13 protein-coding genes and 1 tRNA gene are annotated in these 13,350 nt (G+C 30.1%); 2 read left to right on the plus strand and 12 right to left on the minus strand.

What is annotated here, in order from left to right:
* The 6 genes from L8V85_RS03705 to L8V85_RS03730 all read right to left on the minus strand — a co-directional run.
* The coding region (locus tag L8V85_RS03705) for a galactosyltransferase-related protein (RefSeq protein ID WP_263737490.1) at positions 1-1,634 on the minus strand (1,634 nt) is incomplete at its 3' end.
* Entirely contained in the window at positions 1,631-2,587 is a 957-nt protein-coding gene (locus L8V85_RS03710; protein WP_412175245.1) for a KpsF/GutQ family sugar-phosphate isomerase, read from the minus strand. The genes L8V85_RS03705 and L8V85_RS03710, both read right to left, overlap by 4 nt.
* An 8-nt stretch (positions 2,588-2,595) precedes the next feature.
* Positions 2,596-4,239 carry a polysaccharide biosynthesis/export family protein gene (locus tag L8V85_RS03715; protein ID WP_263737491.1) on the minus strand — a complete coding sequence of 548 codons (1,644 nt, stop codon included), beginning with the start codon at positions 4,237-4,239 and terminating at the stop codon, positions 2,596-2,598.
* Positions 4,239-5,354, minus strand: coding sequence for a capsule biosynthesis protein (locus tag L8V85_RS03720; RefSeq protein WP_263737492.1), 1,116 nt, complete (start codon positions 5,352-5,354; stop codon positions 4,239-4,241). Before L8V85_RS03720 ends, L8V85_RS03715 begins: the two co-directional genes overlap by 1 nt.
* Positions 5,344-6,015, minus strand: a complete 672-nt coding sequence (locus L8V85_RS03725; protein ID WP_039617525.1) for a capsular polysaccharide export system, ATP-binding protein — start codon at positions 6,013-6,015, stop codon at positions 5,344-5,346. Before L8V85_RS03725 ends, L8V85_RS03720 begins: the two co-directional genes overlap by 11 nt.
* Complete coding sequence (locus L8V85_RS03730; RefSeq protein WP_263671618.1) at positions 6,012-6,788, minus strand: ABC transporter permease; 777 nt, start codon at positions 6,786-6,788, stop codon at positions 6,012-6,014. The genes L8V85_RS03725 and L8V85_RS03730 overlap by 4 nt, the downstream gene beginning before the upstream one ends.
* A gap of 81 nt (positions 6,789-6,869) precedes the next feature.
* Between L8V85_RS03730 and L8V85_RS03735 the strand changes: the two genes are divergently transcribed.
* Positions 6,870-7,667, plus strand: a complete 798-nt coding sequence (locus L8V85_RS03735; protein WP_263737493.1) for a ferritin-like domain-containing protein — start codon at positions 6,870-6,872, stop codon at positions 7,665-7,667.
* A gap of 3 nt (positions 7,668-7,670) precedes the next feature.
* Here the strand turns inward: L8V85_RS03735 and L8V85_RS03740 are convergent.
* The 4 genes from L8V85_RS03740 to acpP form a co-directional block, all read right to left on the minus strand.
* A tRNA-Phe gene (locus L8V85_RS03740) sits at positions 7,671-7,746 on the minus strand.
* A gap of 68 nt (positions 7,747-7,814) precedes the next feature.
* Complete coding sequence (locus L8V85_RS03745; protein ID WP_173787871.1) at positions 7,815-8,750, minus strand: acetyl-CoA carboxylase carboxyltransferase subunit alpha; 936 nt, start codon at positions 8,748-8,750, stop codon at positions 7,815-7,817.
* Between the two features lies 1 nt (position 8,751).
* The gene (locus L8V85_RS03750) at positions 8,752-9,966 is read right to left on the minus strand and encodes a beta-ketoacyl-ACP synthase II (protein ID WP_220566816.1); all 1,215 of its coding nucleotides are present in this window, start codon (positions 9,964-9,966) and stop codon (positions 8,752-8,754) included.
* A gap of 26 nt (positions 9,967-9,992) precedes the next feature.
* Positions 9,993-10,226: an acyl carrier protein gene (gene acpP / locus L8V85_RS03755; RefSeq protein WP_039617517.1), complete on the minus strand. Its 234-nt coding sequence runs from the start codon at positions 10,224-10,226 to the stop codon at positions 9,993-9,995.
* A 145-nt stretch (positions 10,227-10,371) separates the two neighbouring features.
* Here acpP and tenA point away from each other — a divergent pair, with 145 nt between their 5' ends.
* Positions 10,372-11,037 carry a thiaminase II gene (tenA, locus tag L8V85_RS03760; protein WP_263673847.1) on the plus strand — a complete coding sequence of 222 codons (666 nt, stop codon included), beginning with the start codon at positions 10,372-10,374 and terminating at the stop codon, positions 11,035-11,037.
* A 15-nt stretch (positions 11,038-11,052) separates the two neighbouring features.
* Here tenA and feoB read toward each other — a convergent pair whose 3' ends face one another.
* Both feoB and L8V85_RS03770 read right to left on the minus strand, forming a co-directional pair.
* Positions 11,053-13,077 (minus strand): ferrous iron transport protein B, encoded by a 2,025-nt coding sequence (gene feoB, locus L8V85_RS03765; protein WP_263693142.1) that lies wholly within the window; start codon positions 13,075-13,077, stop codon positions 11,053-11,055.
* Positions 13,077-13,304: a FeoA family protein gene (locus tag L8V85_RS03770; protein ID WP_263693143.1), complete on the minus strand. Its 228-nt coding sequence runs from the start codon at positions 13,302-13,304 to the stop codon at positions 13,077-13,079. Before L8V85_RS03770 ends, feoB begins: the two co-directional genes overlap by 1 nt.
* Positions 13,305-13,350 lie beyond the last annotated feature (46 nt).

The raw sequence follows: 13,350 nt of genomic DNA on the forward strand, positions 1-13,350 counted from the left end.
TTTAAAAATTTAGAATCATCAAAAAACGCTTTTGGGTTATAAAAAAATTTTTGAAATAAACGATAAAATTTCGTATGAGAAATTTTAGTTTGCACAAGCTTTAAGCCTATATATTTATTAAATATTTTTATAAATGAAAATGATGAAATCTCATATATAAAAGGCTTATAAATCAAAGAATTTAAACTATATTTGCTTTTTTGAATATCTTTAAAAAATATTTTTTTATTTTCTAGATTTATCTTATAAAATTTTATAATTTCTTGTTCTTTTTTACCAAAACAGTATAAATCATTAATTAAAAAATTTACAAAAAAATCTAAATCATTTTTATCTATATTTTTTTCTACCATAAAATTTAAAATTTTATCATTGTCTTCTTTTGATAAACTTTTTAAATACAATCTTGCTTGTGTTATTTCATCTTGATATAAAGTTTTATCAAATTCTAACATTTTATTTTTGTTACTAGTTATCAAATATGACTCAGGTAAAATTCCTTTTTCAAAATAAACAATATCCAAATCTAGCTTTTGAAAAAAATCCAATAGATTTTTATTTTTAATGCACTCATTTAAAAGCAAAACTTTATGAATTTGTTTTTCCGTGATTATACTTTCGAGTTCTTTTTGGCTTTTGTAAATTAAATTATCTTCATTTATATATATAATATTGCCTATATAAGGTAGTATTTCTTTTATGGAATATAATATTTCCTTGGAATGAATAAATAAAACATTATCTCGGTAAACACTTTTATCGCATAAATGCTTTATAGAATGTGATTTAATATTTGATATATGATTATAAAATCTTTGATGATTTTTATGTTTATTATCCATGTAACCATTTTGATTTGGTTCATCATGATGAAAATGATATAAATATATCCCATGAAAACTTGCTTCATATCCAAGTAAAGCAAACCAAGCTCTAAAGCCTTCAAAACTTTTAAAATTCCAATTTCTTGCATCATAGTTTAAATTAACTGGTATTTGTTCTAAATCAATACAAGAGTATAAAATTCTTGCCAAAAGATCAAAATCCTCATATCCGTGGCCTATAAATTGCTCATCATTTCCACCAAGCGTTAAAAATTTATGCTTATTAATCACTATACTAGAGGTAGAACTTGGGGCAAAAAATTTGATCCACTCTTTTTTCCCACTAATTAAATCATTTTTTATCAAACCGTCCCATAATTTTTTATCTTGAGTATAAATAAACTCGTTACCCTTTTGATTTAAAAATACAACTGGTAAAGACAAAATATGATTTGGTTTTAAGGATATTTCTTTGATATCAATAAGATCTAAAATATACTCTAAAAATTGTTGTGATAAATAATAATCCACATCTAAAAACATCACTACATCTGAATTTGCAAAAGATGCACCAAGGTTGCGGCATTTTCCTTGGGAGAAAAAATCTTTTTGACTTTCATCTTTATGATAAATATGCCCATTTTCTTCGATAATACACTTTAAATCATTTTCTAAAGAAGAATACCCTTCAACAAAAATATATTCAACTCTATCATCACTTTTAAACTCACATGCTTTTTGAATAACACGATCTTTGATATAAATTCTTTCCTTACTTAAACCAAAAGGTATAACAATGGAAAGCTTCACACATTACCTATCGCATAAAGTTGTATAACGCCTACTATTTTTTCATCTTGAGTGACAACTATTTCTTTGATTTTATGTTTTAACATGAGCTCTTCTGCTTCACTTGCCATAGCACTTGCTTCTATGGTTTTTGGACTATCGCTCATGATTTCTTTAGCTTTAAAATCAAATCTTGGCTTACCGTTTGCCCTTAAAGCTCTTCTTAAGTCCCCATCTGTGATGATTCCTACTAGCTTCTCATTTTCAAGCACTACACAAAGTCCTAATTTGCCACTAGTCATCACATCAACTAACTCATTAAATTCACTCTCAGGGCTTACTATAGGTAGATTACTTGTCACCATCAAATCACCCACCCTAGTTAAAAGCTTTCTACCTAAACTTCCTCCTGGGTGAAATAAAGCAAAATCATCAGGTCTAAAATTCCTTGCTCTCATCAAAGCTACTGCTATAGCATCACCCATAGCTAAAGTGGCCGTAGTAGAAGAAGTTGGAGCAAGCTGAAGCGGGCAAGCTTCTTTTTTTACTACTATGTTTATAAAAATATCTGCTTGTTTAGCTAAAGTAGAATTTTGATTTCCCACCATGACAATTAAAGGAATTTTTCTTTTTTTAATCACAGGTATGAGTTTTAAGACCTCTTCAGTTTCTCCTGAATTTGAAATAGCCAAAAGCACATCCTCACTTGTAAGCATACCAAGATCTCCATGTAATGCTTCACCCGGATGCATAAAAAAACTTGGAGTACCTGTGCTAGCCAAGGTCGCAGCTATCTTAGCCCCTATATGGCCTGATTTACCCATACCACTTATTACACATCTACCTTTACTAGATAAAATCAACTCAACCGCTTTATTAAAATCTTCATCTAAATTATCGCATAAATCTAAAATCGTTTTTGATTCTATCTCAAAAACTTCTTTGGCTATTTTAATCGCATCTATTTGGCTCATCTAAATTCCTACATTTTCAATACTACATTAGTCGCAATAGCTATTTGATATAAAATTTGTGTTAGCATGCTAAAAATTTGGAGATTTTGACTATCTACTTTTGGTAAAACTAAAATAGAATCTCCCGCTTTGATATCTGCTGAACTTCTACCACTGTATTTAGTTGCTTTACCATTAGCATTGATTACCAAAACTCTTGATACATCTGCTCTATCACTAAAACCACCTGCTAGGTTGATATAATATCTTAATTTTTCTTTATCCATATACACAAACGCACCCGGTATAGAAACTTCACCTTGAACTAAAACAAGATTATTTTTACTAGGTACATTTACTACATCACCTTCTTCTAATACTATAGAATTATACGCTTTGACATTGTCTATAACGATTTGTCCTTTTGGTTGAGCTTGTTTTGCACGCGCAATAAATTCTAAAATTGTTTTAGCTTGAGTAGCTCTAATACTAGCTTGCTCAGCATTAACCGAAGAGCTTGTTAGAGCTAGTGTTTCAAGCTCTTTAAGTTGGGCTTCAATAAGTTGTTTTTGGGTAGCTGCTACACTTTTTCTAAAAACCTGTAAAGCGTTAATGTTTGATTGATCATTAACTATAATCATTTTAGCAAGTTCAGCTAAAGTTGTGCCTTTTTTTATCACTACTGAATGCAAACCGCTATGCTCACCTTCTATGCTAATACTAATATTTTGCGCAGTATAATCAGGTCTAAATTCTATCTCATCGCCATTATATAATTTCACACCTAAAAACTGCTTTTTGCTGTAAGCATCCACATGTAATTTATGATCATCCCTATAGCTTTTTACCACAGCATTAGTTACTATAGGTTTAGCTCCTGCAACTTTGGCTATATCTTCTAAATTTAAAATATCATTACTTAACTCAAATCTAAAGGGCTTTTGCACATCTCCTTCAACAAAAACATACTTTTGTACACTACCCACTAAGATCACATCACCCATTCTAAAAGGAAAAAGATCAAGCTGACCTTTAAGTAAAAAGTCATATAAATCTACCTTTTTAATGACTTTATTATCTCTTAAAATTTGAATATCTCTAAAACTACCATATTCTAAATTAATTCCACTTGCTTTATCTAAATACTGTATAATAGAATCTGAACTTAATCCTTGATAAAGGCCTGGTTGATTCACATTTCCTGTAACAAAAACTGATACATTTTGATAAATATCCATATCTGCATATACATAGACATTGCTTTTATAAATTTTATTAATAGCTTTTGTAATAACTTGTACCAAAGCACTATTTTTCACACCCAAAAGATTAATCGCACCTACTTTTGGTATGAAAATATTTCCTTGAGAATCTACTGTTAAGGTTTGTATAAACTCTACTGCGCCCCAAATTTTTACATTAATCCTATCGCCTACTGCTAGTTTATAATCAGGATTATAAACATGTTGGGTAAATTTAGTAAAGTTTCCATTAAACAAATGTGCACCAAAAACTTTAGCATTCATAATTGCTGTTTTATTTAAATCACTTTGTAACAATTCTTTATCTCGAATTTGCTTTATACTATCTGCTTGTGTTTTTGCGATTTGAGAAACATCTACCGCTGAAAATAAAAACAAAGGTAAAAGTAAAAATAAAAATATCTTTCTCATTAGTATCTATGCTCCTCTATAATCATTTTAATAAATTTAACAATTCCATAAATCAAAGATAAAATCATAAAAGCTGTGAGTATATTATACAAAGCTTCCGGGTATTTAGCACTTTGAGGTAAACTTGGACTTTGCACTATAACCACCTGCTTTATCTTTCTTAAAGCTTCTATCCTAGCACTCTCATAAGCTTTTAATGCAGCTGTGTAAGCACTTTCTGCAAAACCTGCTTCTATGGTTAGATCTTGGAATTTAGCTGCAAGATCGTTGAGTTTTTGAGAGGATTTTGGGGATGAAACTTTGGATTTTTCTTTTTGAAGTTGTTTTTTTAAAGCTGTGATTTCACTTTTTATAGTAACAATTTGCGGTGCATTATCGTTTATATAACTTTGCATCATTAAAAGCTCAGCTTCTTTGGCTGCTATTTTTGATTCAAGTTCAGCTATGAGTTTTAAGGTCCCTTCTGCTTGTTTGAGTGGATCAAATACTCCATATTTGTTTTGAAAAGCTAAAAGCTCATCTTTAGCCTTTTGATATCTTTTTTTAAACTGCAAAAGTTCTTCTTCAGCAAATTGCATTTGATCTCTTGCGGCTTTGTGTGAAATTTCATTGATAAATTTTTCACTTTCTTTAACTATAGTTGAAGCTATCAAATGTGCACTTTGTGGATCAAAACCTTCAACTTCTACACGCAAAAGCCCATTAGCTGAGTTTTCTTGAGTAATTTTAACACGGTTTTGATAATACTTTAAAAACTCTTCCTGATTGGCTGATGAAGAAATACTATAAAAAAAATCAAGTTTTTGTTTTTGATATAACTCACGAATTTGAACTTTTTCTTCTAAGATATTTAACATATCTAAAGAATGAATATAAGATTTTAAATAATTAATATCCTCACTTGAAAAAGAATTATTAGTCAAAAATGCGGCAATTCCAGTAATAGCTCCGCTATCTCCTGTGGTTGATTTCACACTTAAAACACTTTCACTCACATAGCGATTTGCTGCTATAAAAACATAATAGAATACAACAAATGCTGTTAAAACCAATACTATTTTAAAAGAATTAAGTATCTTTAAATTTTTAAACTTTTTTAATAAATCATTTTGCATTTATTTTTCCTTGATATACCGCTATACCCTCATCTACATCATCATATATAGTAGCTTGTCCATCTTGCATGAATATAATTTTATCACACCATTGTTTAATTTCAGCTACATTGTGTGAAACCATGATAACTTTTGACTGACTTAATTTTTCTTTATAAATTTTAGAACTTTTTTCTCTAAATTTAGGATCTCCCACAGCACCTGCTTCATCGATTAAATAATAATCAAAATCAAATGCCATGCTTAAACCAAAAGATATTCTAGCACTCATACCTGCTGAGTAAGTATTCATAGGCTCATCAAAAAATTTACCAAGCTCAGCAAAATCTTCAACAAATTTAATCTTTTCTTCTAAAGCCTTTCCTTTGTAACCATATACTCTAGCCACAAAGCGTGCATTGTCCCTTGCTGAGAGTCTGTGTTGAAACGCACCTGCTAAGCCTAGAGGCCAAGATAGTTTTTTATTAGTTATAATCTTACCTCTATCAGGAAGCAAGGAACCACTTAAAAGTTTCATTAAGGTTGATTTTCCAGCACCATTGCGTCCCATTAAACCTATACTACAATTTTCAGGGAATTCAAAACTTAAGTTTTTAAAAACATAATGCCTTCCACCATTGCGTAAAGGAAAAGATTTGGTTAAATTAACTAATTTTATCATCGTACCGCTATCAACTTTTCTCTAGTAAAATAATAAAAAAACAATCCTAAAAACAAAATCACACTTAAACATGCAATAGGGTAATAATAATTATAATCATCAAGTAATGGATAATTTTGAAAAAAATTATATTTTAAAAGCTCCATAATATGCAAAAGTGGATTGTAATATAAAATATCTAAAATAGGTTTGGGTACTATCCAAACAGGAAATACCACCAAAGAAGTCCAATATAAAATAGCATTTAAATAACCTAATGCCATTTTTAAAGGCTCCGCAAAATGTCCTGCTATAGCAAAACACATTCCCATAGCAAAACCAAACACTATAAGTAAAAAAAGTGAAAACATCACTTCTAAAAAGTGTTTAGGTATAACTTGCATATGCAAAAACCATCCAGCTAAAAACATCACACAAATAAAAATAGTAAAATAAATGCAAAACTCAAGCATAGTCCTAGCAATAAAGACATGTATAGGTTTTACTGGCTTATAAGCAAATAAAGTTAGATTAGAACTAATGCCATTTAAAAGCTGATTAATAATACTTCTAAACATAAAAAAAGGTATAATCCCTACTGCTAAAAATAAAAAGATAGAAACACCCTCGGGCATGATTTGATGGCGAAACTCTCTAATAAGTGTGATTATAGAAGTAATCACTAAGATTACCATCATAGGCTCTCCGATTACCCAAAAATAGCCCAAATATTTATTAATACCAAATCTTGTCTTTAACTCTCTAAAAAAAAGAGCATGTATGACATTAAACATATTTTTAGCAAACCTTTTTAAATTTTCAAAATTTTTATATTATACTTTTTTATCTTATATAATATTTAACAAGGTTTAAAAATGAAAAGAAATTTCTTTGAAGAATTAGAAAAAATTTTATATCATAAAGATATTTTCAAAAAGATTGAATTATTTAATGAATTTTATGAAAATTTTAAAGCTAATTTATATGATTTTAATCATTCCCATGAAGCGATCATTTATGAAAACTCACAAGTTAAAATCCTTCATCCTATGAAAATAAGGCGTCCAAAAGAAGCAAATAGTACTTTATCTTTAGCTAAAATATTACATTCAGTTGCACATATAGAATATAGTGCTATAAATTTGGCCTTAGATGCTAGTTATAGATTTAAAAATTTGCCATTGAAATTTTATCAAGATTGGCTTGAGGTAGCTGATGAGGAAATTAAGCATTTTTTACTTTTAGAAAAAACTTTAAATGAGCTTGGTTTTAAATATGGAGATTTCTATGCTCATGATAATCTTGAAAAAGCCTTATTTTTAACCAAAGATAATCTTGCTCATAGAATGGGCATAGTGCATAGAGGACTTGAAGCAAAAGGACTTGATGCCAATCCTTTTGTCTTAGAAAAATTAAACACAACTAATCATCCTATAAAAAGTTTATTTGGTGAAATTTTTACCATTATATTAAATGATGAGATTAAACATGTAAACAAAGGAGATTTTTGGTGGAATTATGCAAAAAATGAAAATGACAATTATATGGATCTTTGTGCCAAATATAAAGAATTCAATCTTTTAGGAAAAGTATATAACAAAACAGCTAGAATTCAAGCAGGATTTAATGAAAATGAACTTCAAGAATTAGATGATTTTTATAATAGAAAATGAAGATGGTGGTTAGAGGCAGAATCGAACTGCCGACACGCAGATTTTCAGTCTGCTGCTCTACCGACTGAGCTATCCAACCACTGAATTGAAGTTGTAATTATACAATAGTTTTTTTAAAAAAAGTTGAAATTTGCATAAAAATGCAAATCATTCAGCAAAAGCTCCAAATTTAAAGATTTTTTGCATTCTTAATGCAGCTAATTCACGTTTATCGTATTGTTCTAACTCTTCTATAGCTTTTAAGACATAATCACTTAAATTTTTAATCGCATTTTCTTTATCTCTATGAGCTCCACTCATTGGCTCTTCGATAACATCATCTATTAAACCTTGAGTTTTTAAATCATCAGCAGTTACTTTCATCGCCTTAGTAGCAGCTTCACTTTTTGATGGATCATTCCATAAAATAGCAGCACAACCCTCAGGTGAAATCACAGAAAAAACTGAATTTTTCATCATAGCAAGTTTATCAGCTACTCCTATAGCCAAAGCACCACCACTTCCACCTTCACCTATAACTACTGCTATAGTGATTGTTTTAAGGGCGCTTAACTCGTATAAATTTCTAGCTATAGCCTCACTTTGACCACGCTCTTCAGCACCCACTCCTGGGTAAGCACCTGGAGTATCCACTAAAAATAACACCGGTATGTCAAATTTTTCAGCCATTTTTGCTACTCTTAGAGCTTTTCTATAACCTTCAGGATGAGGCATACCAAAATTTCTATGAAGCTTATCTTTAGTACCTCTACCTTTTTGCTCACCTATAACAATAATTTTTTTCCCACCTATATAACCTGCATAACACACAATAGCAGGATCATCTCTAAAAGCACGATCGCCATGAATTTCATAAGCATCACTTAGTATAGCTTGAATATAATCAAGTGCATAAGGACGATCAGGATGTCTTGCAAGCTGTAAGCGTTGGTAATCACTTAAATTTTTATAAACTTTTTGAGTTTCTTTTTCAAGGTTTTTTTCTAAAATTTTTACTGCTTCATCATCGCCTTTGATTTTAGCATTTGCTAAATCCTCATCAATTTGCTGAATATTTTTTTCAAAATCTAAATAAGAAGCCATATTAATCTACTTTTTTGAAGATCACACAACCATTTGTTCCACCAAAACCAAAAGAATTGCTCATTACAACATTAACTTCGCTTTTTCTTGCAGTATTTGGTATATAGTCAAGATCGCAATTTTCATCTGCTACGATTTGATTGATAGTTGGCGGTAATATACCTTGATCAAGTGCCATTAAAGAAATAACAGCTTCAATAGCTCCAGCAGCACCTAAGCAATGTCCTGTTTGACCTTTTGTAGAACTAACTAAAGGAATTTGATCTTTGAAAAGTTCTTTAATAGCTGCCGTTTCGTTTTTATCATTTACCGGGGTAGAAGTTCCGTGTGCATTAATATAATCTACTTTTGGATTTCCTGCCATTTTTAAGGCTTTTTTCATAGCACGCAATGGTCCTTCTAAAGTAGGCGAAGTGATATGATGTGCGTCCGCACTTTCGCCAAAACCTACTAACTCAGCATAAATTTTAGCTCCACGCTTTTTAGCAGCCTCATACTCTTCAAACACTAAAGCACCAGCACCCTCACCCATTACAAAACCATCTCTTTCTTTGTCAAATGGTCTTGAAGCCTTAGCTGGATCATCATTTCTAGTAGAAAGAGCTTTCATAGCAGCAAAGCCACCTATACCCACAGCACAAATAGCTGCTTCAGCGCCTACTACAAGCATTTTATCTGCATTGCCTAAAGCTATGCTTTTATAAGCTTCGCCTATAGCATGAGTTCCTGCTGCACAAGCAGTTACGCATGAGATATTTGGTCCTTGTAATCCATGCTCGATTGAAATAATCCCACCAAGCATATTAACTAAAGCTGATGGTATGAAAAAAGGAGTTATTTTGCGTGGTCCACGCTGTGCGCAAGTAACAGAATTTTTTTCTATATTTGGTAAACCACCTATACCAGCTGCTGAAACTACACCAAATTCTTCTTTATTTAAAGTTTCATCAAATTTAGCATCTTCCATAGCTTCTTTTGCTGCTTTAATACCAAGTTGTATAAAACGATCTATTTTTTTAACCTCTTTAGCATCACAGACACTTAAAGGATCAAAATTTTTTACTTCAGCAGCAATTTGCACTGGAAAATCAGTGGTATCAAAAAGAGTGATTTTATCAACGCCACTTTTGCCATCACAAATTGCTTTAAATGAGCTATCTTTGTCTAAGCCAAGAGCATTGATCATTCCTATACCTGTTACTACAACGCGTTTCAAACCGCACTCCTTATTAAAAATTAAAATTATTTTTGAAGATTTTCTATATAATTAACAACATCTTCAATTTTTACTAGTTTTTCAGCATCACTGTCTGGAATTTCCACATCAAATTTTTCTTCTAAAGCCATAACTAATTCAACAACATCCAAAGAGTCAGCACCTAAATCTTCAATGATTTTAGATTCCATTTTAACTGCATCTTCATCAACACTAAGTTGCTCAACAACTACTTTTTTTACATCATCAAAAATTGCCATTTTTATCTCCTAGTTTAAAAAATTAAAACGCATTTTACAATAAAAAAATAAATTTCTTGTTTAAAAAGTTAAAAATTAAAGATTATTACGAAAAATTTAATTATCTGTGTTTAAATAAAAGCTTAAATTTTAGCAAAGGAAATTTATGCTTTTGGATAAACTTATAAAAGAAAATAAAAAAACTTGGGAACAATACATCCATCATGAATTTGTAAAAAAACTTCAAAATGGTACTTTAGAAAAAGATACATTTTTGTTTTATCTTAAACAAGATTATATTTTTTTAAATAATTATGCAAAATGCTATGCTTTGCTTGCTTTAAATGCAAATAATGCTAAAGAAATTCAATTTGCTATTAAAAATCAAAACTACACTTTAGAAGGAGAATTGAAACTTCACAGAAGTATTTTAAAACTAGGCATTGATGTAGAAAAACTTGACTATAAAGATGAAAGTTTAACTAATATTGCTTATACAAGATACTTACTAAGTGTGGGACAAAATGGAGATTATTTGGATATGCTGTGTGCTTTGAGTGCTTGTGCTATAGGATATGCATATATAGGGGAAGAAATTTATAAAGGACTTAATGAAAAAAGCTTAGAAAATCATCCTTACAAAGAGTGGATTTTAACCTATGCAGGTAAAGAATTTCAAGATGAAATTAAAGAATTTAAAGACTTTTTTAATTCTTATGCAAATAGCATTAGTGAAGAAAAATTTAAAAAATTAAACGAAATTTTTTATACTACTATAAGACTTGAAACGGCCTTTTGGCAACACTCTTTAGAGCAAAAAATGGAAATTTAATCATCATAAAGATGATTAAATTATCAATTTAGCAATATTAATCCCTACAAAAGCAACCAAATATGCACATAAAGATGTAAATATAAAAAGATACCATGCATACTTTTTATTTCCTGCTTCTTTGGCAAAAACTATAGTTGCTGCAAAGCAAGGATTATAAATCATAACAAAAAGTATAAAAGCAACTGCTGTGCTAAAAGGGATGTTTTCTTTTATGGCTTCTTGTAAATTTAAACTTGTCTCATCAACTTCATCACCTAAAGAATAAAGCACACCCATAGTAGAAATCATCACTTCTTTAGCCGCTAAACCACTTACCAAAGATACACTAAGTTTCCAATCAAAGCCAAGTGGTGCAAAAATAGGCTCTATTGCTTTGCCAAATTGTCCAAGATAACTATTTTCTATCTGAAGTTCTTGAGTTAAAGCATCTTGAGTATTATTTTCTTGTGCAGGAAAATTACTCGCAAACCAAATAAGCAAAGAAGCTATCAAAATAAATGTTCCTGCTTTTTTTAAATACATTTTGGCTTTGTTAAACACCATAAACCATACCAAATTCCAATTTGGCATTCTATATTTTGGCATTTCCATTACAAAAGGTTCATCTTGTCCTCTGAAAGCGCTCATTCTTAAAATCTTAGCTGCAATCAAACCCAAAAACGCACCCAAAAGATAAATCCCAAAAAGATAATTTCCCGCCACATCAGTAGGAAAAAACACTCCAACAAAAAGCACATATACAGGAAGTCTTGCGCCACAACTCATAAAATTAATAATAAAAAGAGTTAATAATCTATCTTTTTTATTTTTTAAAGTTCTTGTAGCCATAAATGCAGGTACTGAACAGCCAAAACCCGTGATTAAAGGGATAAAACTTTTACCATGTAAGCCAAATTTGTATAAAATTCCATCTAATAAAAATGCAACCCTAGCCATATATCCAGTTGTTTCAAGCAAGGCTATACCAAAAAATAAAATCATAATATTTGGTAAAAAAGTTATAACCGCACCAACCCCACCTAAAACACCATCAGCTAAGGCTGAAGCGATAAATTCATTGCTAATATTATTTTTTACCATATCACCTAAATTAGCAAAAAACATTTCTATATAATCCATAGGGATTTGACCTAAAGTAAAGGTTAGTTGAAATAAAGCCCACATAAAAAACAAAAATATAGGAATTCCTAAAAATTTATTAATTAAAATAGAATCTATTTCTTTGGTATGATTTTTATACTTAACACTCTTGCTTAAAACCTTAACACATATACCATTTGCAAAAGCAATCAGCTCTTCTTTAAAAATACTTTCCATATCTTTGCTATGATATGCCATATAAATTTTTTCTAAAGCTTCATCAAGTATTTTTCTCAAAGCGTACGAAATGACTATATTAACTTCATTTTTAAGCAAAGCTATCGCTAAATCTTTTGTAGAAAAATCTAAATAAGTAATTTCATTTTGATTTAAAAATTCACTTATTTTTGCAAGTTCTTCTTCTATGATATCGCTATAAACACGCTCTTTAGCTTCAAATTTAGCTTCATAGGTTGAAATGATTAAATCCAAAAGTGCATTTAGATTTTCTTTAGTTTTAGCGCACACGCCAAGACAAGGTGTATTTAGAAGTTGGGATAAAATTTTAAAATCTATACTAAAACCTTCATTTTTAGCTTCATCTTGCATATTTAAAGCCATAATCATTTTGATTTTAGCTTCTATTAAAGATGCACTCAAAATCAAATTACGCTCTAAATTTGTAGAATCAAGCACATTTACTACAAGATCAAATTTACCCTTTTTTAAAAAATCTTTTGTAATTTTTTCTTCTTCGCTATAACCATCTAATGCATAAGTTCCTGGTAAATCTATAAATTTAAACTCATAATTTTTATAAATTAATCTAGCCTCAGCCTTTTCAACCGTAACACCGCTAAAATTACCAACTTTCATATTAGCTTTGCAAAGTGCGTTAATTAATAAACTTTTACCGACATTTGGCTGACCTACTAAAGCAACGATGATTTCCTTCATTAAAACTCTTTTGAAATTTGTATTATTTTTGCTTCACTTGAACGTAAAATCACGCAAGTTGTATCAAGTTCTACCATAATAGTAGAATTTGCTATAGAAGAGCGAATTTTTTTAACTTTTTTGTTTTTTGCAAAACCAAAACTAAAAAGTCTTGCTTGGAGTTGTTTATCTGCTTCAAAGCTTACTATAAAGGCTTCTTCATTGTCTTTTAATGTATCTAAAGTCATGTTTTTCCTTACAAAAACTAAGATAAGACATTATATAAAAAATTCA

Origin of the sequence: Campylobacter sp. IFREMER_LSEM_CL2090, assembly GCF_025771865.1 — a bacterium.
GTDB lineage: Bacteria > Campylobacterota > Campylobacteria > Campylobacterales > Campylobacteraceae > Campylobacter_D > Campylobacter_D lari_D.

Excerpts from the sequence above, each read along its gene's own strand:
- L8V85_RS03710 (WP_412175245.1), bottom strand. The coding sequence starts at position 2,587 with ATGAGCCAAATAGATGCGATTAAAATAGCCAAAGAAGTTTTTGAGATA.
- L8V85_RS03715 (WP_263737491.1), bottom strand. The coding sequence starts at position 4,239 with ATGAGAAAGATATTTTTATTTTTACTTTTACCTTTGTTTTTATTTTCA.
- L8V85_RS03720 (WP_263737492.1), bottom strand. The coding sequence starts at position 5,354 with ATGCAAAATGATTTATTAAAAAAGTTTAAAAATTTAAAGATACTTAAT.
- L8V85_RS03725 (WP_039617525.1), bottom strand. The coding sequence starts at position 6,015 with ATGATAAAATTAGTTAATTTAACCAAATCTTTTCCTTTACGCAATGGT.
- L8V85_RS03730 (WP_263671618.1), bottom strand. The coding sequence starts at position 6,788 with ATGTTTAATGTCATACATGCTCTTTTTTTTAGAGAGTTAAAGACAAGA.
- L8V85_RS03735 (WP_263737493.1), top strand. The coding sequence starts at position 6,870 with ATGAAAAGAAATTTCTTTGAAGAATTAGAAAAAATTTTATATCATAAA.
- L8V85_RS03745 (WP_173787871.1), bottom strand. The coding sequence starts at position 8,750 with ATGGCTTCTTATTTAGATTTTGAAAAAAATATTCAGCAAATTGATGAG.
- acpP (WP_039617517.1), bottom strand. The coding sequence starts at position 10,226 with ATGGCAATTTTTGATGATGTAAAAAAAGTAGTTGTTGAGCAACTTAGT.
- tenA (WP_263673847.1), top strand. The coding sequence starts at position 10,372 with ATGCTTTTGGATAAACTTATAAAAGAAAATAAAAAAACTTGGGAACAA.
- feoB (WP_263693142.1), bottom strand. The coding sequence starts at position 13,077 with ATGAAGGAAATCATCGTTGCTTTAGTAGGTCAGCCAAATGTCGGTAAA.
- L8V85_RS03770 (WP_263693143.1), bottom strand. The coding sequence starts at position 13,304 with ATGACTTTAGATACATTAAAAGACAATGAAGAAGCCTTTATAGTAAGC.